Origin of the sequence: Exiguobacterium sp. s125, assembly GCF_018618605.1 — a bacterium.
GTDB lineage: Bacteria > Bacillota > Bacilli > Exiguobacteriales > Exiguobacteriaceae > Exiguobacterium_A > Exiguobacterium_A oxidotolerans.
On the sequence record NZ_JACSMI010000001.1, the window covers coordinates 1,207,382 to 1,228,811 of the forward strand.

Annotated in this window: 29 protein-coding genes and 1 pseudogene; 19 read left to right on the forward strand and 11 right to left on the reverse strand. The window is 47.9% G+C overall.

What is annotated here, in order from left to right; all coding sequences use genetic code 11:
• Positions 1–50: 50 nt before the first annotated feature.
• Positions 51–530, reverse strand: a complete 480-nt coding sequence (locus KNQ05_RS06035) for a GNAT family N-acetyltransferase (protein WP_214765889.1) — start codon at positions 528–530, stop codon at positions 51–53.
• A complete protein-coding gene (locus tag KNQ05_RS06040) occupies positions 527–1,114 on the reverse strand; it encodes a GNAT family N-acetyltransferase (RefSeq protein ID WP_214765887.1) in 588 nt (195 codons plus the stop codon). The genes KNQ05_RS06035 and KNQ05_RS06040 overlap by 4 nt, the downstream gene beginning before the upstream one ends.
• Before the next feature lie 101 nt (positions 1,115–1,215).
• Here KNQ05_RS06040 and KNQ05_RS15660 point away from each other — a divergent pair, with 101 nt between their 5' ends.
• The 4 genes from KNQ05_RS15660 (at position 1,216) to KNQ05_RS06055 (ending at position 3,243) form a co-directional block, all read left to right on the forward strand.
• Positions 1,216–1,521, forward strand: coding sequence for a phospholipase D-like domain-containing protein (locus tag KNQ05_RS15660; RefSeq protein WP_251131957.1), 306 nt, complete (start codon positions 1,216–1,218; stop codon positions 1,519–1,521).
• Between the two features lie 159 nt (positions 1,522–1,680).
• On the forward strand, positions 1,681–1,998 hold the full coding sequence (locus tag KNQ05_RS15665) for a phospholipase D-like domain-containing protein (protein ID WP_251132435.1): 318 nt from the start codon (positions 1,681–1,683) through the stop codon (positions 1,996–1,998).
• 240 nt (positions 1,999–2,238) lie between these two features.
• Positions 2,239–2,760, forward strand: coding sequence for an HAD-IIIA family hydrolase (locus KNQ05_RS06050; protein ID WP_214804727.1), 522 nt, complete (start codon positions 2,239–2,241; stop codon positions 2,758–2,760).
• Between the two features lie 78 nt (positions 2,761–2,838).
• The gene (locus KNQ05_RS06055; protein WP_214804729.1) at positions 2,839–3,243 is read left to right on the forward strand and encodes an NUDIX hydrolase; all 405 of its coding nucleotides are present in this window, start codon (positions 2,839–2,841) and stop codon (positions 3,241–3,243) included.
• A gap of 142 nt (positions 3,244–3,385) precedes the next feature.
• On the opposite strand, the gene KNQ05_RS06060 is transcribed toward KNQ05_RS06055, so the two are convergent.
• Positions 3,386–3,844 (reverse strand): NUDIX domain-containing protein, encoded by a 459-nt coding sequence (locus KNQ05_RS06060; protein WP_214804731.1) that lies wholly within the window; start codon positions 3,842–3,844, stop codon positions 3,386–3,388.
• A gap of 105 nt (positions 3,845–3,949) precedes the next feature.
• Here KNQ05_RS06060 and KNQ05_RS06065 point away from each other — a divergent pair, with 105 nt between their 5' ends.
• The 3 genes and pseudogenes from KNQ05_RS06065 (at position 3,950) to KNQ05_RS06075 (ending at position 5,855) form a co-directional block, all read left to right on the forward strand.
• The gene (locus KNQ05_RS06065; RefSeq protein WP_088836992.1) at positions 3,950–4,459 is read left to right on the forward strand and encodes a MepB family protein; all 510 of its coding nucleotides are present in this window, start codon (positions 3,950–3,952) and stop codon (positions 4,457–4,459) included.
• Positions 4,460–4,591: 132 nt separating this feature from the next.
• Complete coding sequence (locus KNQ05_RS06070; protein ID WP_251132434.1) at positions 4,592–5,353, forward strand: arylamine N-acetyltransferase family protein; 762 nt, start codon at positions 4,592–4,594, stop codon at positions 5,351–5,353.
• A gap of 2 nt (positions 5,354–5,355) precedes the next feature.
• A pseudogene (locus KNQ05_RS06075) lies at positions 5,356–5,855 on the forward strand (NUDIX hydrolase).
• A 60-nt stretch (positions 5,856–5,915) separates the two neighbouring features.
• Here KNQ05_RS06075 and KNQ05_RS06080 read toward each other — a convergent pair.
• The 3 genes from KNQ05_RS06080 to KNQ05_RS06090 are packed head-to-tail and all read right to left on the reverse strand — an operon-like array spanning position 5,916 to position 8,280.
• On the reverse strand, positions 5,916–6,626 hold the full coding sequence (locus KNQ05_RS06080; RefSeq protein WP_088836990.1) for a DUF554 domain-containing protein: 711 nt from the start codon (positions 6,624–6,626) through the stop codon (positions 5,916–5,918).
• A gap of 53 nt (positions 6,627–6,679) precedes the next feature.
• Positions 6,680–7,594: a DMT family transporter gene (locus KNQ05_RS06085; protein ID WP_214804733.1), complete on the reverse strand. Its 915-nt coding sequence runs from the start codon at positions 7,592–7,594 to the stop codon at positions 6,680–6,682.
• Between the two features lie 2 nt (positions 7,595–7,596).
• Complete coding sequence (locus KNQ05_RS06090) at positions 7,597–8,280, reverse strand: GntR family transcriptional regulator (RefSeq protein WP_353049616.1); 684 nt, start codon at positions 8,278–8,280, stop codon at positions 7,597–7,599.
• A 127-nt stretch (positions 8,281–8,407) separates the two neighbouring features.
• On the opposite strand from KNQ05_RS06090, the gene KNQ05_RS06095 reads away from it, so the two are divergent.
• The 6 genes from KNQ05_RS06095 to KNQ05_RS06120 all read left to right on the forward strand — a co-directional run bounded on the left by KNQ05_RS06095 (position 8,408) and on the right by KNQ05_RS06120 (position 11,244).
• Positions 8,408–8,728 carry a PadR family transcriptional regulator gene (locus KNQ05_RS06095; RefSeq protein ID WP_214769383.1) on the forward strand — a complete coding sequence of 107 codons (321 nt, stop codon included), beginning with the start codon at positions 8,408–8,410 and terminating at the stop codon, positions 8,726–8,728.
• A gap of 3 nt (positions 8,729–8,731) precedes the next feature.
• Positions 8,732–9,484, forward strand: a complete 753-nt coding sequence (locus KNQ05_RS06100) for a hypothetical protein (protein WP_214804735.1) — start codon at positions 8,732–8,734, stop codon at positions 9,482–9,484.
• Between the two features lie 84 nt (positions 9,485–9,568).
• On the forward strand, positions 9,569–10,387 hold the full coding sequence (locus KNQ05_RS06105; RefSeq protein WP_214769388.1) for an SMI1/KNR4 family protein: 819 nt from the start codon (positions 9,569–9,571) through the stop codon (positions 10,385–10,387).
• A gap of 24 nt (positions 10,388–10,411) precedes the next feature.
• Positions 10,412–10,585: a hypothetical protein gene (locus KNQ05_RS06110; protein ID WP_214769391.1), complete on the forward strand. Its 174-nt coding sequence runs from the start codon at positions 10,412–10,414 to the stop codon at positions 10,583–10,585.
• Between the two features lie 26 nt (positions 10,586–10,611).
• The gene (locus tag KNQ05_RS06115) at positions 10,612–10,845 is read left to right on the forward strand and encodes a hypothetical protein (protein WP_214804737.1); all 234 of its coding nucleotides are present in this window, start codon (positions 10,612–10,614) and stop codon (positions 10,843–10,845) included.
• Positions 10,846–10,878: 33 nt separating this feature from the next.
• On the forward strand, positions 10,879–11,244 hold the full coding sequence (locus KNQ05_RS06120; protein ID WP_214769395.1) for a cupin domain-containing protein: 366 nt from the start codon (positions 10,879–10,881) through the stop codon (positions 11,242–11,244).
• Between the two features lie 120 nt (positions 11,245–11,364).
• Here the strand turns inward: KNQ05_RS06120 and KNQ05_RS06125 are convergent, their stop codons facing one another.
• From KNQ05_RS06125 to KNQ05_RS06135, 3 genes are read right to left on the reverse strand one after another with little or no spacing between them, the layout of a single operon-like run.
• Positions 11,365–12,000 carry a histidine phosphatase family protein gene (locus KNQ05_RS06125; protein ID WP_214804739.1) on the reverse strand — a complete coding sequence of 212 codons (636 nt, stop codon included), beginning with the start codon at positions 11,998–12,000 and terminating at the stop codon, positions 11,365–11,367.
• Entirely contained in the window at positions 11,994–12,569 is a 576-nt protein-coding gene (locus tag KNQ05_RS06130) for a GNAT family N-acetyltransferase (RefSeq protein ID WP_214769399.1), read from the reverse strand. The genes KNQ05_RS06125 and KNQ05_RS06130 overlap by 7 nt, the downstream gene beginning before the upstream one ends.
• A gap of 19 nt (positions 12,570–12,588) precedes the next feature.
• Positions 12,589–13,824, reverse strand: coding sequence for an MDR family MFS transporter (locus KNQ05_RS06135; RefSeq protein WP_214804741.1), 1,236 nt, complete (start codon positions 13,822–13,824; stop codon positions 12,589–12,591).
• 101 nt (positions 13,825–13,925) lie between these two features.
• Here KNQ05_RS06135 and KNQ05_RS06140 point away from each other — a divergent pair, with 101 nt between their 5' ends.
• The 4 genes from KNQ05_RS06140 (at position 13,926) to KNQ05_RS06155 (ending at position 17,844) form a co-directional block, all read left to right on the forward strand.
• Positions 13,926–15,563: an ABC transporter substrate-binding protein gene (locus tag KNQ05_RS06140; RefSeq protein WP_214804743.1), complete on the forward strand. Its 1,638-nt coding sequence runs from the start codon at positions 13,926–13,928 to the stop codon at positions 15,561–15,563.
• A 147-nt stretch (positions 15,564–15,710) separates the two neighbouring features.
• Entirely contained in the window at positions 15,711–16,871 is a 1,161-nt protein-coding gene (locus KNQ05_RS06145) for a globin domain-containing protein (RefSeq protein WP_214804745.1), read from the forward strand.
• Between the two features lie 174 nt (positions 16,872–17,045).
• Entirely contained in the window at positions 17,046–17,219 is a 174-nt protein-coding gene (locus tag KNQ05_RS06150) for a DUF6440 family protein (RefSeq protein ID WP_214804747.1), read from the forward strand.
• Positions 17,220–17,280: 61 nt separating this feature from the next.
• Positions 17,281–17,844 carry a GNAT family N-acetyltransferase gene (locus KNQ05_RS06155; RefSeq protein WP_214804749.1) on the forward strand — a complete coding sequence of 188 codons (564 nt, stop codon included), beginning with the start codon at positions 17,281–17,283 and terminating at the stop codon, positions 17,842–17,844.
• On the opposite strand, the gene KNQ05_RS06160 is transcribed toward KNQ05_RS06155, so the two are convergent.
• Both KNQ05_RS06160 and KNQ05_RS06165 read right to left on the reverse strand, forming a co-directional pair.
• Positions 17,830–18,333 (reverse strand): DNA topology modulation protein, encoded by a 504-nt coding sequence (locus KNQ05_RS06160; RefSeq protein WP_214769414.1) that lies wholly within the window; start codon positions 18,331–18,333, stop codon positions 17,830–17,832. The genes KNQ05_RS06155 and KNQ05_RS06160 overlap by 15 nt on opposite strands.
• A gap of 248 nt (positions 18,334–18,581) precedes the next feature.
• Positions 18,582–19,781, reverse strand: a complete 1,200-nt coding sequence (locus tag KNQ05_RS06165; RefSeq protein WP_214804751.1) for an MFS transporter — start codon at positions 19,779–19,781, stop codon at positions 18,582–18,584.
• A gap of 209 nt (positions 19,782–19,990) precedes the next feature.
• Here KNQ05_RS06165 and KNQ05_RS06170 point away from each other — a divergent pair, with 209 nt between their 5' ends.
• Entirely contained in the window at positions 19,991–20,293 is a 303-nt protein-coding gene (locus KNQ05_RS06170) for a hypothetical protein (RefSeq protein ID WP_088836975.1), read from the forward strand.
• A gap of 521 nt (positions 20,294–20,814) precedes the next feature.
• On the forward strand, positions 20,815–21,336 hold the full coding sequence (locus tag KNQ05_RS06175) for a hypothetical protein (RefSeq protein ID WP_214804753.1): 522 nt from the start codon (positions 20,815–20,817) through the stop codon (positions 21,334–21,336).
• The last annotated feature ends 94 nt before the right edge of the window (positions 21,337–21,430 follow it).

Below are 21,430 nucleotides of genomic sequence, written 5' to 3' on the forward strand. Positions count from 1 at the left end.
ACTAACAAAAAGCACGAAAGCAGCTGGTACAGTTGCTTTCGTGCTTTCATTTAATCCAACCGTTTTTCCATATGGAGATCCGTCGGCGCGTACCCTGACGATTCATACAGCTTGATCGCCCGCGTATTGTGGGCAAAGACATGAAGTCCGATGATTTTGATGTTCATCCGCCGTGCGACCTGTTCAAGCGCCACCATCGCCTGTCGCCCGTAGCCTTTTCCTTGGTGATGTGCATCAACCGAAAAATCATAGATGAATGCCGTCCGTCCCTGTTTTTTTTCCACGACATGAAACCACATCATGCCGACCGCCTCAGTCGTCGCCTCATCGACTAGCGAGAAAAGATAATTGTCTTTTGACGCGCGTCCGTCCGGTAAGAGTTGACGAAACTCTTCCGTCGACCGGTCGATGGCTTCCGCTTCCACCCACGTTCCGGCTTTCACCTTTTCCGCGGCGTACTCTTCAATTGCCGTCGGTAAATACGTCTGATACATCGTTTCCGTCATCGGTTCAAAGCGGATATTTATCATCGGCTGTGCCCTACTTCCGTTTGTTCGACCTGTGTCATTTTCGATTGCCAGTCCTGTGCAAGCATCGCGTAGACGATGATATCATGGAATTCTCCGTAAAGCCGTTCTGCCGACCGTAATGTTCCTTCTTTGACGAACCCGAGCCGCTCGGGAATTCGTTGACTCCGTGTATTGCCGGCCGCACATTCAATGACGACTCGGTTCAAGCCGAGGTTCACGAAACAGTACTCCGTAATGAAGCGAACGACTTCAATCATCAAGTTTTTTCCGCGCCCGGCTCCCGTTACGTAATAGCCGATTGATGTCTGGCGTAACGTTTGATTGATTTCGTGCAGAGCGACCGTTCCGACTAGAGCGCCGTCATAATAAATCCCGCAGGCGAAACCGTCTCCGTCCGCATACTGCTTCAGCCAGGCCGGAATCACTTCGTCGCGATAGCTGTCCGGTCCCGTCGCTCCATCGACCCAGCCGAGCCACTCCCGTAAGTGGTCCCGGTTGGCGTCGACTAAGGCGAACAGGGCGTCGGCATCTTGCCGTTCAATCAATTTTAATCCGAGTCGTTCTGTGATCTGATGGGTAAACATGTCGTTTCACTCCTTATGTATGTCTAAAGCTATACTTTAGACGTTAAACGTTAAAATACCTGCTTGAGAATCTGTTGCTGTGATGAGTGGGACAGATTTTTGTGAATGACCTGTTTTGGTTTCGTCGTCAGCGCGTTCTCTATGATGCGATCGGCTCCTGGAAACTCAAAGCGAAGGACTTCGCTGCCTTCAACCAAGACGGCGCTGAAGTCCGGTCGTTTTTCGCTTCGCCGTTCGGCATCTTCAACCTGCGGATCAACAACCGCAATCACCGGAAACTTTGTACGATTGACCGGCAAATCGGCTACATCGGCGGTTTTAACGTCGGATCGGAGTACCTTGGGGAAGACGAACAGTTCGGCTACTGGCGTGACACACATCTGCGGGTCCTCGGCCCCGTCGTCTAAGCACTCGAGTTTCATTTTGAACAGGACTGGGATGCCGCGAGCCGTGAGCGAACCGATTGGTCAACGGCACCGATTCCACCGCTAGCGGATTCGACAGACCGTGTCCCAGCTCAAAACGTGACGTCCGGTCCAACGTCAGAGACGGAATACTTGAAAAACATGCTGATCCAAATAATTCATACGGCGGAAAAATCAATCTATATTCAGTCACCCTACTTTATTCCGGACGCCAGTTTCATGGATGCCTGCCGGATTGCCTTAGCGTCCGGCGTTACCCTGAAGATCATGATTCCGAACCAGCCGAATCACCCGTTCGTCTACTGGGCGACGTATGCGGCGGTCGGCGAAGAACTGGAACTGCTCTTTTTATCAGACGTCGCCGATAGTAGCTTGTTAACGCGGGAAAAATACGCTGCCCGTCCGCGGATGATCCGTTTTAAGGAAAGTATCTCGCGTCTGTTGTCGCCGATCTTATGATGTTAAAAAAAGGAATAAAGAGCATGTAATGGAATAACTAAACAGATGGACGGCAAATCATAAATTAACTCATTTCTTGCTAAACATACTCATTTTGAGTGATTTTGAGTATGTTTAGCGTATTTGACTATGTTTAATGAGTTCATTTTTCTTCTAAACGGATTCATTTGTTATAAAAATGAGCATGTTTAATGGCATGGAGTGACGTACTGACTAAATTCATGACAGGAGATATAAACGATGAAAAATATAGAAGCTGTCTTTTTGGATCGTGATGGTACCATCGGCGGGGGTACCACCATTCACTACCCAGGAGAATTTGAACTGTTTCCGTATACGGCTTTGGCAATCAATCGATTAAAAAAAGACCGGATTCCATTATTTTCATTCACAAATCAGCCCGGTATTTCTAAAGGGTTAGCAACAATCGAAGACTTTCAACAGGAATTGACTGGATTTGGTTTTGATGAGGTATACATATGTCCACACAATCCTCAAGAAGGTTGTACGTGCCGGAAGCCTGGTATCGGCATGTTATCGAAGGCGCAAAAAGCTCATAATTTAACTCTAGAAAATTGTGTCGTCATCGGGGATCGTTGGACCGACATGCTGGCGGCTTCAAAAGCAGGTTGTATTAAAATTTTAGTACGAACAGGTGCGGGGGAAATGTCGTTACGCGACCATCGTGACGAATCAAATAACATCCGGATTGACTACATTGCAAGTGACTTAAAAGATGCCATCAGCTGGTTGTACAGCTAGTATTCGTTGACTGGCAGAGCATAAAACAAGATATAGTGACGGTTACAAGTCTTATATTTAAATAAAGGTGGAGATTAGATGATGCCAAAACATTCACTCTCAGCAGGTGCCGTCGTCCTTAATGATCACGGAAAAATCCTGCTCATTAAAGGGCCAGAGCGAGGTTGGGAATTTCCAGGTGGGGTCATTGAACTAGGAGAAACCATCGAGGACGGAATCATCCGTGAAGTGAAAGAAGAATCTGGAATCGATATTGAGGTGACTCGCTTTTGCGGCATCTATCAAAACATAAGCCAACATGTTTGCGCGACCTGTTGGCTGGCAAAAGCAGTCGGTGGGACACCGCAAACGAGCAGCGAAAGTCTGGAAGTCGGCTTTTTCAGTTTAAAAGAAGTTCTAGACATGGTGACCTGGTCAAATTTCAGTGAACGAATCCTTAAAATTTTAAACGAAGAGGAACAACCCTTTTATGTTGCTTTTTGACTCCTTCACTTCATAGTTCCGAGAAGACAGCACGTAGACAACGAAATGCTCCGAATTAGAGCATCCATCGACCCAAATCATTTGGCCAAATAGGTGTCCTTTGTTTACGGAGCCAGCATTTGCTTTTAATTCGATGATTTTATTAATCGACGGCTTCCCTGACCGCCCATCTCTGATGCGCATGAAATAACTTATCCGTATCTTGAAGACTGAGCCACGCCGGATGATGATCCATTTCGACTGCCGCTTGTGTCAACTCGAGTAACGTCACTTTGTAAAAAAACGCATCGTTGAGGATTGCTTGTCCGTTTCGTGCTATCAAATACTGTTTGGCCCGTCCAATCGGTACTTCGATACGAATCGTATAACCCGTCTTTTCTAACAGTTCTCTGTGAAGTGCTTGCTCCGGTGTTTCACCGACTTCTCTCCCACCTCCGGGAAGGAAGAAATGTTGTGAATTAGTCCGAACGCTTAGGTATTTTTGTTGTTCCTTATCAACGACAACAGCATATACGCTCGCCTTGTTTTGATAATGCATCCCTTCCTGCTTCAGTCCGAAAATCGGAATCTCTTTTTCAATATTCGTTTTAGACTGTCTCATTGATGATCTCCTTTATACGTGTAATGTCATTTCAAATAGAATTCGTGATATACAGCTTTATACTAACTATAGACCATTTAAATCCGTTGAGAGGTGAACTGAAACGTGCATGATTTTTTCGAAGTACTGAATTATGTAAATAAAATCATTTATGAACCCAATCGTTTACCATTAGAGAGGGTTCAAGAAGAACCACAAAATGCGAACTATGGTGCTGGGACTTTTAAAATATTTTCCAAAACCGTTCGTTTTCGGATAGGACATGTAACGCCTACAAAACTAGGGCAGTTTGTGGTCTTTTGGGAAAAAGACGACAACAATAAGAATCAGCCCTATCGATATGACGAAGCCCCTGATTTATTAGTCATCACGACTTTTAAAAATGAGACAGCATTCGGACAATTCATCTTTCCGAAAGAAGTACTTCTTCAACAAAATGTTCTTTCATCTAATGCAACAAAAGGAAAGATGGCGATGCGTGTTTATCCAAGTTGGGATACACCAACAAGTAAACAAGCCATCGCAACTCAAAAATGGCAGGCACCATACTTTATCGATATGTGCGATGCTAGTGATTCGTTAAATGAGGAACTAGTTGAACGTTATTCGCTTTAATTTCCCGAAAACCCTTTTTTCATCGATTCATTTCATTTTAAAAAATCAATTGATTCGGTACTATCCAGACTGTTTAATTAAATTTCAGACATTTTGTGCCATACTAAGGAGATTGAAAAAGGAGGAATTCAATTGTCATCTCTCATGAAAACAATCGCATCCCGGATACAGTTTCCACTTGACCGGCCGATTACGTTTGACGATTTACCATCTCTATTAGAAGCATTCGCCTACCACCTGCCGTTTGATAATCAGGCCGTCCTCTCAAAACGGACGTTACCTTTTAACGAAGCACGCCTTGAGCAGACGTTTGTCACCAATCAAGCAGGCGGTGTCTGTTACGATTTAAATCATCTGCTCTATGAAATTTTGCGGATCAAAGGATTTGATGTCGCGCTCGTCAAAGCGACCGTCTATGACAATGAACACGAAGTCTGGTCGGCGACTGGTCCGACCCATGTCGCGATTCTCCTCCAGCATGCAGGCGCGACGTACCTCGTCGACAGTGGGTTCGGAATCAATCTCGCCTTACGCCCTGTTCCATTGACAGGTGAGACCGTCCTTTCACCAAGCGGCAGCTTCCGGATTGCCCCGAACGGTGCCGGGTACCAGCTTGAAATGCAACGGATAGGACTCGACGACACGTTCATCATCGGCTACCATTTTTATACCCAACAGACGCTTTTGCCGGAGCAGCTCGCAGCAATCGAACAAATCATCCAGCAGCATGCCGCCTCCCCGTTCAATAAACGGAGTTTACTTGCCGTCCGGACGGAAACCGGCCACCGGATTTTGACGGAACAAGCCTTGACGACTTGGACGGATGGAAAGAAAACGATCCAACCCGTCCCGTCAGACGAACAGTATGCGAGTTGGAAAAAGGAGCTGTTCTGATCGTGCAGGACGTACCCTACCCGTATACGCTTTGTCTGGTCCGCCAAGGCGAACAGTTCCTCTTGCTCAACCGGCAAAAGCAGCCGGCGATGGGAATGTGGAACGGTGTCGGCGGTAAAATCGAGCCTGGTGAAACTCCGTCTGCCGCTGTCATCCGGGAGACGTTCGAAGAGACGGGAATCATGCTGTCACAAGTCCAGTTCGCCGGTACCGCCGTCCTACGCGCTGAACAGGCAGTCGGCATCTACCTCTACCTCGCCGATTTACCGGATGGTCAAACGCTTGCGACACCGCGCGCAACGCGCGAAGGATTCTCGACTGGAAATCGCTAAACTGGATTCTTGATCCGGACAATATCGGGATCATCAGTAACTTAAAACATTATTTACCGAACATCTTAAGCGGTCCACCGCGTCAACACACATTCACCTATAAGCAGCATCAGTTACTCGATTATTCGACGACCGTCTTACCTGCGGACGCGTTGCACCTCACATACTAAAAAAACTGCGTCCTTCATCCCGGAGACAATCGTTGTCAACGGAATGAAGGACGCAGTTTTTTAATTGAACCCGAACAGTTGAAGCCCCGTCACGATCACGGCCACCATCACGATACCGGGCAGGAGATTTGCGACCCGGATTTTTGTGATGCCGGCAAGATTCAACCCGATCGCTAAAATCATCACTCCGCCGGTCGCCGTCATCTCGACGATGAACTGTTGCAGGATCGCATCGGGAATGAACTGTGTAATCGCGACGGCACCGAGCGCAATCGCCCCTTGATACAGAAGTACGGGAATGGCGGAGAAGATGACGCCGATGCCGAGCGTCGAACTGAGGACGAGCGCCGTAAAGCCGTCAATCAGTCCTTTCGTATATAATACGTCGTGATCCTGACGCAATCCGCCGTCAAGCGCCCCGAGCACGCCCATCGCGCCGATGACGAAGATCAGCGTCGCCGTGACGAATCCTTCAGCGATGTTTGACGGACGACCCCGGCCGATTCTCAGTTCAAGCCATTCGCCGAGCCGGTTGAGCTTTTCATCGATCCGCAACCATTCGCCAAGCGCCCCACCGATGACGAGACTGCCGATGACGATTAAAAAGTTCTCACTTTTCAATCCCATCTGGACACCGAGCACGACGACGGCGAGACCGATTGCTTGGACGACCGTTTCTTTCGTCCGCTCGGGAATTCTGTGAAACAGGAGACCGAGTAACGTCCCGACGATGATCAGTCCTGTGTTGACAAGTGTTCCTGTAAGTACCATCCTTGTTCCCTCGTTTGCTAAGTTATTTTTAAATTAAGGTAGTTGAAATAAAGTCAATCCGAGATAACGGTCGGACTGGCTTGCCGAAAACTGTGGAGTGTCATCCCAAGCATGACGAGGATGATACCGAGCAGTCCGAGACCTGACGGAAATGCCGCGTGTAAAAAGACGGCTTCTCCGAGGACGGTGAACAAAATTTCGAACGATTGTGTCGCCTCGATTGTCGCGAGCCGGACGGGATCACGATGGACGAGCGATGTCGCGTAAAAGAACAAGGACGTCGCGACGACGCCGGAAAAGATTGCGACGAGTGCCGACTGTGATACTTGTGCCATCGAAGGGAAGCCACTCGAACGGTATGCAAATGCCGTCAAGATGAACCAAAACGGAAGACTCGCAAGCGTCATCCCGAGAATCCGGTCGAACACGTCGAGTTGGTCGCCGTACCGCATGAGCATCTTCCGGTTCCCGAGCGGATAGGCGACCGCTGCAATCAGGACCGGGACGACACCGTACAGCATCGATGACAGGCTGACGTTTTCCGCGACGGCAAGTTGCATGACGATGACGCCGGCGACGATGACAAGGGAAAACCGTAACGCCGTCCAGGGAATCTTCTGCTGAAACAACGGTGCAAGCAACGGACCAGCAAGGATTGTCAGTTGCCACGTCCCGGCGATCAACCAACCGGGCGCATGATCGGCAGCAAAACAAATCCCGCTGTAAAAAATGCCGAAGCCGATCGTCCCGTAGATGAGCCAAAATTTCAGGTCTTCGCGGAGCGCCCGGAAGACGTGTCCGACCCGCCGGCGAAAAGCGACGATTATAAACAACAACGGCAGCATAAAATAAAACCGGAGTGCCGCACTGTAAATCCAGTGCCCCCCACTTCCTTGCATCGATTGGTTCAGGATGAAGGTGACGGCAAAAAACAATGCCGCCAAGGTACCGAGTACGAGCGGACGCATTTTCACTCCTCCTTCAGTGCTGCGATGATATGGCGACCGAGCCCATTCCAGTTCTGCCTCGTCAACCGGACGAGTAAATCGACATCCCGCTGTTCGCACGCTTGAATGATCGCATCGTGGTCATCTGCCGACGAACTGCCGATCCGGCTGAACTGGGCGAACTCCAGCCGGCGGACGAGCGGCGTCAAGCGACTCAACGTTTCAGTCAGTTGCTGATTCTGACTTGCCTGTAAGAAGACATGATGAAACGCATCATCACATTGCATCGCCTCGAGGGCATCCTCCTGACCGATTGCCGTCCGAAATTCGCTATTCAGCTTGCGTAACGTCTCTAACGTCTCCGGCGTAATGTGCGGAAACGCCAGTTGACTCGCGAGTCCATGGAGCGTCGCGACGATCGGAAACGTCTCGCGTGCCTGCACCACATCCAGTGCCGTCACGTTCGTCCGTGAACCGGGTTTAAAGACGACGAGTCCCTCCTCTTCCAGTTTTTTCAGTGCTTCCCGGACCGGCGTCCGGCTGACACCGAATTGTTCCGCCAGTTCCAAATCGTTCAATTTTTCACCCGGCGCCAGCTCCAAGATGATGATTTGTTGCTGCAAGTGCTGATACACTTCCTGACTCAAGGAAGTCCGCTTGATTTTAAGAGCCTTTTTTGAGTTATCCATAAAACTAATATATTGCATATCAATACTGATTGCACCTGTTTTTTTCAATTATCAGGAAAATTTAATTCACTACCTTGTATTACAAGTTATTGAGTGATAAACTATATTTACCTTGCAATACAAGATAGTGAAACGAGGAATTCATATGTCATCTACTCAAATGTTAAAGGGCATTCTTGACGGTTGTTTACTAGCGTTGATCGCAGAAGAAGAAGTCTACGGTTATGAACTGGCAACGAAGCTTGCGACCTATGGCTTTGCTGACGTCAGCGAAGGAACGATTTATCCGTTATTGATGCGGATGCAAAAATTGGGTTGGATTGAAGCAACGCAACGGGTCTCACCGAGCGGACCGAAACGAAAGTATTATGCCATCACTTCGGCAGGACGCGACGAACTGACCGCTTTCTCGGCACGTTGGGAGAGACTCTCGACAAGCGTCAACCAAATTTTAAAGGAGGAATGATGAATGCATCCCTTATCCACTGAATCAACTCGTTTTTTAGACGACTTAAAGATCTATTTGTTAGCTTCCGGAAAAAATGAACAGGCGACGCAAGACATCGTCAGCGAACTCGAGGATCACTTGCGCGACGCTGAGACGGACGGCAAATCGGTCAAATCCATTACCGGCGGTAGTCCGGCTGCTTACATCCAGTCGATTTCGAACGAACTGGTCTTTGATTGGAAAGGATTGCTGCAAATCTTCGGGCTTGTGTTAGTAGGTGGATCCAGTTTTTCGTTTTTTCAACAGCTCTTTAATGGTTCCGTCTCCTACAGCGCCATTCTCTTATTGAGTTTTGCGAGCGCAGTTGCATTACTCATCGTCTGCCTCGCGCTGATTTTGCGGTACCTGTCGACGCATCCGGTCAGTCCTGTCCGTCAAAAGGTGTTGTCCGGACTGTTCGGCGGCTTATTTTCAGTCAGTATCTTGGTGACCGTTTTTGCCGACCGCTTCATCGATTCGCCGACCGTGACGTTTTCGCTCCCTGTCAGTTATGCGATCGGGTTGCTTTATCTCGTCGTCATCGTCTGGTTATCAGTTTCGTCAGGGACATGGGTCATCGCCATCGGACTCGCTGCTTATTTTTTACCACAATTTGTCTTACATCAGACTGGAGTCAATGGAATCATCGTCATTTTGAGCAGTTATCTCATTTCGATGATCAGTATGAATCTGTACTTTTTCTTACCGATGCTGCTAGCGAAACGACAGATCTAGAAGTGATTTAGTTCACAAAAAAATGGATTTTATTAAAAAGGAACCCTTCATTCTTTTACACATTTTTTTGATTGGAGATGAAAAATGAACATAATGAACATTTGGGATAAAGAAGACGATTATGGTATTCTCGCACCTTTATCGGAAAATGAGGTCCATCAAATTGAAACTGAACTACAGGTGACATTCCCGGAAATTTTTCTCACCTTGTTAAGAGATCAAAACGGAGGTACCATCCTGTATAACACTGTTTCGGTAGATTTTGAAAACACATGGTCTGAGCCTGGAGATGCGAGTTATTTACCAATCCGTTATCTCGAAGGGCTCAGCTACGAATCGTTCGTCAAATCGACGAAGCATATATTACCGGAATGGGATGTCGTAGGCAAACATGTCATTATTGGTGACGGCGAAGGGATTTATTTTTACTACTTAAACTTTGATCATGATGATAAAAATCCATCCATCTGGTACCTAGACATTTCAGATGCATCCACACGCGAAGTCGCTCCAACCTTTCAAGATTTTCTATCCCGCTGGCTGATCCAAGAACCAGACTTAGAACCACTAGATCTTGATGCGTTTTATGCGAGTTATCCTTCAGTTGAAGAAATTAATCAATATATTCAAAGTGAGGATACTGACACCGTTTTGGATGCATTCGCTTCTTGGATGACCATTGGTCTAGAACAAGAACAATTAGTTCATGAACTGATGAAACATATTGATAAAACGAAAGATTCCGACATCCTTGACTCTCTTTCCCAATACTTGACGCATTTAGTTTTGAATACAAGTGCAAGCTTTTACATTTCAAAAGAACAAGTTGCACGACTATTAGAATCAAAAGGGGTTAATACTAATTTAAATATCTATATTAGCTGGTTACGATCTGAAGATTAAAGTGAATTGAAGGAGGACTGACTGATGCCTGAAGATTTTTTATTTTTAGTGATCATCGTTTCTTTAGTCATTTGGATGACACTTTCAAAAGAAGTATTTAAACCTTCACAAGAAATCAATCGCCCGAAGATGTTGATCTTATTGTCTGCTGGATCTTTTTCTACTTTTATCCTGATCATTGTACTTTTGCAGTCATAAATACATCGCGATAGAGGTGAGTTAGCTTGAAAATCAAAACGTTTCTCCTTTCCTTCATCATTGTCTATCTAGTACTTAGCCTGCCGGCACTGTTCGGGATCGGATTTGTCATCGACTGGGTCCCTGAAGCGACCTTACTTCAAAAAATCAACGGTTACGTCCTCATTGGATTAACGGATAACTACTTGTTCAAATTTGTCATAGCAGGCCTGATTAGCATCGTCCTGCAACTGGTTATGTCTAAACGTCAGCGAAATTAAATCAGGTAGCAAACAATGCATCGGGGGAATTATATGAAACTTTATCGATTCACAAAAGAGACCGGGAAAAAAATCACAAAATTCGACTCTGATTTTGTAATGTCGCGGATCACGCAGACAGAGAAGCCCGTTCATATAGGGTGTGTCCATTTAGATGTCGCCGGGTTAATTGGTTATCATCAAGCGGTTGTTCCCCAGTTGCTTTTACTTGTGAGCGGGGAAGGCTGGGTTAGAAGTGAAGACGATACATCCGTTAAAGTCCAGAGCGGTGATGCCGTGTTTTGGGATAGCGGCGAATGGCACGAAACCAGAACTGACAGCGGATTGACTGCAATCGTTATCGAAAGCGAAGAGTTGATCACGTCTTCCTTGACACCGTTAGAGCGATTACAGGTATGAAACAAACATGAGCATTGATTAAAAGAAGGCTGTCTGACAGGGAGAAAAAAGTTCCACTTCCCCTCCGTCAAACAGCCCTATTTATTAAAAGTCACTTTCTTCAATGCCGATTTTTTCGAATTAACGTTCCATAACCTGTTCCTGCTGTTGGATATGGCTTATGTCTGCTTCTAGCACAATTTTAAGCTGATTCTCAACGCATTCAATAACCGACAAGGATGTATCCTTTATGAATGGAGGTGTTGACCATAACTTTTCTAGCGGTTGCTTTTTTAAAGTAGCCAACAACATTTTAATGACGACTGTGTGCGTGACAATTAGAACCTCTCCTGTTTGATGTCGACTTTTCAGTTTCTCAAAAAATGCAAGAACACGTCGTTTCAGCTCAAAGAAGTTTTCACCTGTTTCTGATATATACAGATGTGGCGCATTCCAAAAGTTGAAATAGGCTTGCGGATAGTTCTCACTTAACACCTGTCTGTTTTGCCCTTCCCAGTCCCCAAAATGTATCTCTTTTAAATCCTCCTCGATCACAAACGGACACGTCCGTCCCTGCATCATCAATCGAGCCGTACATAAACTTCTTTCACTCGGACTGGAATAGACCGTTTGAAATGCGATAGACTTCAGCCTTTCACCTAACTGACAGGCATTTCTTTTTCCTTTTTCAGTTAACGGTGAATCCGACCAGCCTTGCAGCTTCTGTTCTATGTTCCATTCGGTTTCGCCATGCCGCGTCAGATAAATCGTCAGCATGTTAGATCCTCCGGTACGTTTCGCTTGCGTTCCGCTTCATACCGCTCCCGCGTCCATTGATACAACCGGCTCGTCACCGTCCGCCCGTCAATCCGCTCCATGACGAACGGTCGGTCGAGCACGTGGCGGAAGCCCATTTTTTCGATGACGCGTTGCGATTGTCCGTTAAAATCAAAATGGGCAGACCAGACGATCTCCATCTCAAGCTCCACAAAAGCGACAGCAAGTGCCGCGTCGACAATCTCAGGCATCCGTCCCTGTCCCCAGTAATCAGGGTGCAGGACGAATCCGAACTCGACTTGTTTTTTGCCAGCCAGTGCCTCGACCGGTCGGCGCGTATGCATCCCGAAGCTGCCGATGACCTGGTCCGTCGCCCGGTCGACGATTGCATAACCATCATTCGCTTCCTGAAACATCGTAATGACGGCGCGGCTTTCGTCGATGGACGCGTGCGGTGCCCAGCCCGCGTTCGGTCCGACACGCGGATCTTTCGCATAGGCATATAAATCTTCAGCGTCACTCATGCGCCAGCGTCGTAAACGGTGCCGCTCCGTTGTCAATTCCTCCATTTTATCCACTCCTTTTGGATTACGAGACGTTTCGTTTCGTCTCGACGACTTCTTTCATGTAAAGACCCGAATACGCTAAGACTAATCCGAGGAAGACGATCAATCCGATATAGACACTCATCATGAACGGGGCTAGGACCGCTCCGAGGATGATCGTCGAGCGTGAAATCAAGTCGGCCCCGGCGTGGGACGTCCCGGCGAACGCCGAGTAGGCGCCGCGTTTATCTTCCGGCATCATATTCGCTTTTTCAGCGTTTAACGTCGGGGAATACAACAATTCCCCAATCGTCGCGATGAAGATGAACGTCAACAGGACGGTCATCGAATTCGCACTCGTGACGGTCATGTAGCCGATCAGGTATAACGTTAGTCCGGCGACAAGCGTCTTCCGGTTAGAAAATCGGTTCGCAAGCCGTTGGATGAAAAACGTCAGACAGACGACGAGAATCGTATTCTCGATGCTGATCAGGCTGACCATCCGGACGCCGTTGACGAGGAGACCACCGACTTCGACCGTCTTGAACTCGTCCGCCAGCCGGACGGCGACGTAACTGCCCATCGAAAACTCGGCGGCGAGGATACACATCGAACCGAGCACGACCTTGACGAACGGACGGTCGCGCCAGGCGATCCGGTAACTGTTCGTGATGTCGGTCAGGACGGACCGGAACGGCTGTTTCCGCCAGACGTGTTTCGATTCGTCGAGCAGGAAATGATACGCGACCGGTAAGAGGAGCGACGTACACGTCAATAAGCTGAACAGGAACAGTTTGTTGCTGACGTAGAGCCAGCCTCCGAGTGCCGTCCCGAGTGCAATCGAGAGATTGATCAACCAGTAATCGATCGCATAGACCGCCCGCCGGTTGTCCGGCGTCGTCGCGTCGATGATGATCGCCCCCATCGCCGGTCGCCCGATGTTACTCGTGACGGTAAAGATGGCGTAGGCAATCGTGAAGGCAATCATCTGATTGACGGCGAGACTGATCGTCATCACAAGGAACATCAAGCCGGTCGCCGTCGTCGAAAGGACGAGCAGCCGTTTTCTCGGGAAACGGTCGGCGAGATACCCGCCGATCAATCCGATGAAGAAACTTAAGAAGACGGTACTGATTAAAAACAATCCGGCGACGACAGCATTAAACGCGTCGACGAACAATAAGGCCATAAACGGCATGATGGCGAATGACACCGTCCGGTTAAAAAAGGATGTTACGAGTCTGACTTTAATTGGTTTAGGTATTTCTTTCCACTTCATATTGTCACCTTCCATTCTCTACCTGTATGATAAACAAGACAGATTAATTAAAAAATGGACATCGTCGTGAATCGATGTCCCCTTTTAGGAAGGAGCAGCTGATGGAAACGTATCTCTTTACGTTATGGAAAACCTGCCGTGACGGACATTATACGATCCAGCACCTCGCCGATACGGTTCATTTGAGTCCGAAACAATTCAAACGTTATTTGAAGCGCTGGCAAGACGACGGTTGGCTTGATTATACGAGTGGTCAAGGGCGGGGACATTTGTCGGAGCTCGTCTGGTTGCGGCACGTCGAGCGCGAACTGGCCCGTCAGCTGCTCGAGCGGATCGACCGGGAATCGATTGACGCCGTGACGGAACAGCTCAGTTGGGACTGGTCCCCTGCTCAGACCGGGCGGTTCATGCGGCGGCTCGAACAAAAATTCGGTTATGTCCAAACGGCATCCGACGCTTTACTCATTCCGCGGAAACGCCCCTTCTTGACGGCACATCCGCTCGAAGCAGCCGATATCCATAGTGCCCACCTGGTCCAAAATGTCTTTAACCGCTTGTTTTGGATTGATGAAGACGGTCTGCTTAAAGGGGAACTTGCCCATCACTATGCTTGGCAAGGAAACACCTTGTCGCTTTATTTACGAAAAGACGTCCGCTTCCACGACGGTTCACTGATGACGAGTAAAGATGTCACAAAAAGTTTACGGGAACTGATCGCCTTTCCTGCTTACGCCTGGTCGTATCGCCACATTGAACAGATTAAATCGAACGGACCGTACCGGGTCGACCTGATCCTTAACCAGCAACGGAACTCGATTTTACCGAAGCTTGCGACACTTCACACGAGCATTCATAAAGAAGGAATCGGGACCGGTCCGTTTCAACTGACGCAACAGGATGATAAAAAAACCGTCTTACAGGCGTTCGCGAATTTTTACGGTGTCCGTGCGTTACTCGACCGAATCGAGTTCATCCAGATGCCGGACGCCTACGATCCGGTTTACCGGACGTCGTTATCGGAATCGAGCGCAACCGGGACGATTGCCACCCAGTCCGGATTCGGCTTGATTTTCTTGAATCCCCGTCCGGGCGGCGTCTTTGAAAGTGTGGAGGCGCGGCACTACATCCACCGTCTGATTGCCTCCGTCCGCCCCTTTATCACCGAGTTCAACGAGCGCGGTACACCGAACGTCCGCGGCTTTCTCGGTGAGTTTAGTCAAGAATATGTTGTTCCCGATGGACCACCCGTCACGTTCGACCGGCCAATCCGGATTAAACTGACGGACTTCACGGAAAACGTCACCTACTGGTTATGTGAGATGTTCGACCGCCAGCACATCCCTTATGAATTCGTTCCGGTCGGGTTCAAAGAAAGTATTACCAATCTGCATGCCTTCGCTGACATCGATCTCGCGATCCACGCGGAAGTGTTTGAGCGCAACTTGACGGTCGCATTCCATCAGTTCTTAACGAATGAATATTCTCCGCCGGCCAAGCTGTACCGTCAGATGCCGGAGATGGAGCGACGTATTCAGCAGTACGATGACACGCCGTTTGAAGACTGGATGCCGCTCCACCAGTCGTTCGAGCGCTACGTCATCGACGCCTCCTATTTCATCCCGCTGTTTGATGACACGCGACTCATTCCTTACCCGATCGAGCTGCAGAACCTCGTCATCGATTCGTTCGGTTACCTCGACTTCTCAAAACTATGGATTCCGACTGGACCGCTGACTTGAGTCAACGGTTTATGTCCGTTTCTTGACGAATCGATGGCACGTTTGTGACAAAGTTCACTTTCTTTTTTAATCTAGTATTTTATATATTGTATTTAAGCACAAAACCGCTAATACTGTGGGAGAACGAACTGAAAAGGAAGTGGTCTTATGTTAAACGCAACAACGATCCAACTCATCAAGTCGACCGTCCCTGTTCTCGCGGAACACGGACCAGCCATCACCCGTGTCTTTTATCAACGTTTATTTGAACGGCACCCGGAGATGACGCACATCTTTAACCAGACGAACCAAAAAACGAATCGCCAGTCGCAAGCCCTCGCTCACGCCGTCTATGCGGCAGCTGCGAACATCGATCAACTCGACGTCTTAAAACCAACGCTCCTGCCCGTCCTACATAAACACCGGAGCCTGCAAATCAAACCGGAGATGTACCCGATCGTCGGGACAGAACTGTTGCGCGCGATTGAAGAAGTCCTAGGTGACGCCGCAACTCCGGCAATCATCGACGCGTGGGGACTCGCCTATCAGGAAATCGCTGATTTGTTCATGACGCTTGAATCCGAACTTTATGCACAAGACGAACAGGCAAAAGGCTTCACTGGATATCAGACCTTCACGGTGACGGCAATCACGCAGGAAGCGTCGGACATCAAATCGTTTACCTTGCAGCCAACACATGCCTTGACGTTACCGGCCTTTACACCGGGACAATACGTGACGCTCCGGATCAAAACGCCGGCAGGACTGTGGCAAAACCGGCAGTACAGCTTAATCAATCGCCCCGGTGATGCGTTTTACACGATTGCCGTCAAACGCGACGGAAGCGTGTCGAAGCAATTGCATGACGCAACAAACATCGGCGATACGGTCCTGCTCAGTGCACCGGCTGGCAATTTTGCGTTACCGGCTGGTCAAGCACCCGTCGTCCTGTTCGCTGGCGGGATCGGTCTGACACCCTTGCTCGCGATTGCCGATGCAGCACTTGCGGCAAGTCGGTCCGTCACGCTCTACGTCGCGATTCAAGATGACCGCGACCGCGCCTTTTCGACGCGTCTCGCAAGCCTGGAAACAGCCGGTGCAACGGTCATCCGTTATGCGGAACGGCATCCGCAAACAGGGACGACTTCCGGTCGATTGACGGAAGAAGTCATTCAAAACGTCGACAAGTCTGCGATCGCCTTCGTCTGCGGACCGGAAGCGATGATTCGGTTCGTCGCGTCGAACTGGCAAGGAGCGACGGAGCAACTGCATTACGAAGTATTCGGACCAGTGCTTGCGTTTGAGGCGGAAGCCGTCGGAGCAAACTAATCGAATAATCGACTGAAAAAAGACCGTTTCGACTGTGATTTTCGCAGTCAAAACGGTCTTTTTCCTTTCAAATTCAGTTATCTTAATAGTAATAGCGCTATGTCCGCTGAAGAATTTAATTTTTATGTTTGTTTCTGGCTACGCAGCTAAAAATAAGAAGGAGACGAGTACAGTATGCGTGATAAACGGTTCGTGTTGAAAACAAAACAACACCTCAGTGGAGGGATTATCAAAATCGTCGTCGATACGCAGACCGGCGTAAATTATTTGATGACAAGCGGTCTCGGGGTGAGCGGAATGACACCCCTTTTAGATCAGGATGGTAAGGTAGTCGTCGATAAACGTTAAGCTTCTTTATTTTTATTTTGCATGTGTGTTAATAAAAAAACTGACCATAGGAGGATTTAACATGCAACTACATCAGGAACGCATTCACTTACGTCCATTAACAATAAAAGACGCACCTCTACTGCTAGCAGCATCTCAAGACGACGAAATCCGATATGTGACGGCAACTAAAGCAATCTTTACATTAGAGCAAATTCAACAGCACATAAAAATTATAAACAGCGATTCAACACGATATGATTTTGCAATCTGTCTCAACAGTAACAATAAAATGATAGGAGAATTGTCTGTTTTTGAGATAGATCAAGAAAATAAGCGAGCAGGATTTCGAATTTCCATGAGCTCATTGAAATTAACAGGAAAAGGTTATGGTTCGGAAGCTTTACAATTAACGTTGCACTTCGTATTTAACAAACTACGATTGAATCGACTTCAACTTGAAGTATATAGTCATAATGTAAATGGGATAGCAGCTTATAAAAAAGCAGGGTTTGTAACGGAAGGTATACTCCGTGAATCGATAAATTATAATGGGGTTTATTTTGACGAACTGATTATGTCCATGCTCAAAAGTGATTATGAAAAACTGACTAACGCAAACCAAATTGCATCAAAGCTGATTTAAAAACGCCTGCACGTCACGCTTCGACGACAAAATGACGACGTTTTTCTCATGTCGCACTTCGTCAAGCTGGCGTAAGACACCCGGTCGCCGCGCTTTCGGGTACTGCCAGACCCACTTCAGGAACTGCCAGCTGAATTGTTCGATGCAGCCTTCCCCCATGTCCGGCCGTGTCCGGTTGCGGTACTTCAGATTACGTTTGATGACCCGGTACGCACAAACGGTCCGCGGCATGTCGAGAAAGATGACCGTATCGGCGGCGTCAAGCCGCATCCCGAGTGTTCCGCCGTAGTTTCCGTCAAGGATCCATTCCGGTTGTTCCATCAACTGCCGTTGCACCTCTATTTGCTCGTCCCGCGGGACGGCAACCCAATTCGGTTTCCAGAACAACGCATCGAGATGTGACACCTTAATCCCGGTTTGTTCATGCAATTGACGTCCGAACGTCGATTTCCCCGAACCGCCGGAACCGATGATGATGATTTTCTTCATGATTCTCCCCCTAAAATTTCGCATAAAAACAGACTGCCGGCTTACGGCAGTCCGTTCATTTCTTCATATTATTCTACTTCAATTCGTCGCCATAACAGATTCAACAACACCGTCATCCCACTAATCGGAATTAAAAATAACAATGCTATCATCATCAGACCATCCATCGTCGCTATCCCCTTTTGTTCTTCTTTTATTAAGTGTACTGCGAAAGAAAGCGCTTGCCCTCCACCTTAAGACCGATTTCCTTATCCTGCCTTGTCCTGACTGATATTACTAGCTGCGTGACGTGATGTAAGCATCAAGAATACGGCACCGACCAGTCCTGAACCGCCGAAAAACAGAAAAACGTGTTCGATTGACAGGAAGGTCGTCATATAACCGGATAAGACGTAACAGACGGCAGAACAAAGTGTCGAGACGGCGACCATCGCCGAGCGGACCCGTCCGAGCAGTAAATCCGGCGTTGTCTGCTGGAGCAGCTTCGAAAACGGAATCCCGAATAGACTGAGGGCAGCACCCAGTAAAAAGAGCGCGATGAAAGCGAGCGACACGGTATCTGTCCAGCTGAGGAGGATGATAAAGAGGCCTTGTAACAACACGGACAGCCGGAACAGTCGACTGTGGGCGACTTGTTTCGCGAACCGGGCATAGAGCAGCGACATGAGAATGCCACCGATGACGAGGGCGAGTTCCAGTACCGAAAAGGTTTTTGCTCCGCCAGCGACGACGTCTTTCGCGAACGGCGCGAGTAACGTATTCGCGGGTGTAATCATCCAGTTGGCGATGACGGCGAATCCTAAGATTTGCATCAGTTGCCGGTCTTGTTTTAAGTAAGTCAGTCCTTCCGTCAACGCGTCGATGTACCGGTTCTGTTTCCCTTCTCCCCCGGGTGCAGCAGGCTTGATGGACCGAAGCAACAGCCACGCTGCGCCATGCAGGACGGCTTCCATCAGTAAAATCGTCTCGATGGAGAAGCTCGCAATCAGCACGCCGCCAATCAAGAGTCCGCTTAACGTCCCGATTCGGTCGAGTGTACTCAAGTAGGCATTCGCGACCGGTAGACGGTCTGCTTCGACAAGTCGGACCACGACTTTGAATGCCGTATTTCCGCCAATCGTCTGTAAAACCGTCTGAGCAATCAATAATGCAATCAACAGGACGATTGAACCGGAAAACAGTTGCAAGCCGATTGCTGTCAAAACTAATAATCCCGTCCGGACGGCAACCGTCCCCTTGAGTAAGCGGACCGGGTCGACACGATCAATCCACGGACCACTAAAGGTCGCGACGACGAACCGTGTCAAAAAGACGGCGCCAATCAACAGGGCAAGCTGAAATGCCGTCAACCGTTCTGCACTCGTCCAGTAGATGGCGATATAGGAAATGCTCGCACCGACGACGGCCAACAAATCAGACAGATAAAAATAGCGAAACACCTTAGGCACGTCGTTCCCTCCTTGATGAGATGTAACTCGATGCTTCATTTTACACTTATTTACATATCCTGTCGAAATGTTTTTTGACTTTTACAAATTCAAGACGGGGCGACATCTGGATGTCATCTAGAAGTCAAATTGTTATGTAGTTCTTACGGGACTGTAACGAGGTTTCACCATCCCTTCCTTTATACTGAAATAGAAGGAGGTGACGATCCATGAAAATGTACACACGTATCGATCCGAACGACGAAGCAACTGAAGTTCCATCAGAAACACGGCTTGGTTTCTATTTTTTACTGATTGTTTTACCGCTTGGTTTAGCACACTTGGTTCAATCGCTCGTTCCTTCAACGGATCAACACCACTTGTTGTCGTTATCACTACTTACGTTTTTAGCAGTTCTGTTGTTTGCGATTCTCGGACATAAACATGATCGAAACGCAAAAGCGACGTTTTTCAGCTATGCCTTATTCTTAGGTGTCAGCTTACTTTCGACGCTTGCGATTCCAATCATTTAACTTTAAAAAAACGCCATTCCTAGTTTTAGGAATGGCGTTTTCAGACTGTAGACAATCTCTGTGGAGAACGAGGAATTCATACGGGGAAGATTGCGTGTCGCGCTTTCCTGTCTCGCCTCATCTCCCCCCTGCGCCACTGCCTAAAAAGCGTCGTTTTTCTGTTGACTCCTACGGGGAAAAATGCGTGTTTAACGCGACTTGCAAGAGGCAGGCAAGACCCTGCTCATTGTCCGTAAGGATCAAGGAGCAACGGCTTGCGCCTCGCCCGAGGAAAGCAACGAAAAAAACGCTTTTGTCTTCCGATAGCACGTTGTCTACAGCCTGACCATTCCTAGTTTTAGGGATGGCGTTTAAGCTGTTCATTAAGATATTATGGTTGCAACCGTTCATCGCTTTGAAAGCAGCGTAGCTCTATCTAAAAAAATTCGCTACAGCGACGAAAATACACTTTGATTTTTTTTAGATTGAGACATTACAATCAGTAGATACTGATAGATTCACAAGAAAGGATGCGCATCCCGTTGCATGAAAGTACTCTAAAAGAACTTATGCCAAAAGGAATCGATTATATCGACAAGATGATGGTCAAGCGGTTTCAGGCCATTCCCATCGATAAAGACGACGAAAAAATTGTCAATGTAATGGACGACCCTTTCATACCGCCTTATGAGACGATTTGTGGTGTTTACTGCATCTATCGGCGATCCATCCTGGATGTATTGCGTGGTCATATTGCATCGTTCGAAAGCTACGAATTCAAAACCGCATTTGCTGCCGATAAATTAATTGAAGAACAGCATGTGGAAGATGTTCTCGATTTTGCAACATTTGTCGTGATCGCTTCCACGGATAAGGAAGTGATGTCACATTACTTTATCGGCGGCGACTGCGAAAAACTCAACAGCATCTTAAACGTGTGCTCTGGTTATCCTAAAGGAACGAATAAAAAAACCTTCTCTCATGCGATTCAACGCTTCAAGAAGGATATTACGATAGTCGAAAACATGGGGTATCTGGAAAATATAGTGCACGAAAAGGCATAGGCATTTGACTGACTGTCAAAAGCGAGTATAAAACGAACCCGCTTCAACAACTAAACGCAAAACCAAGCCTCCGCATTAAAAGCGAAGGCTTAGT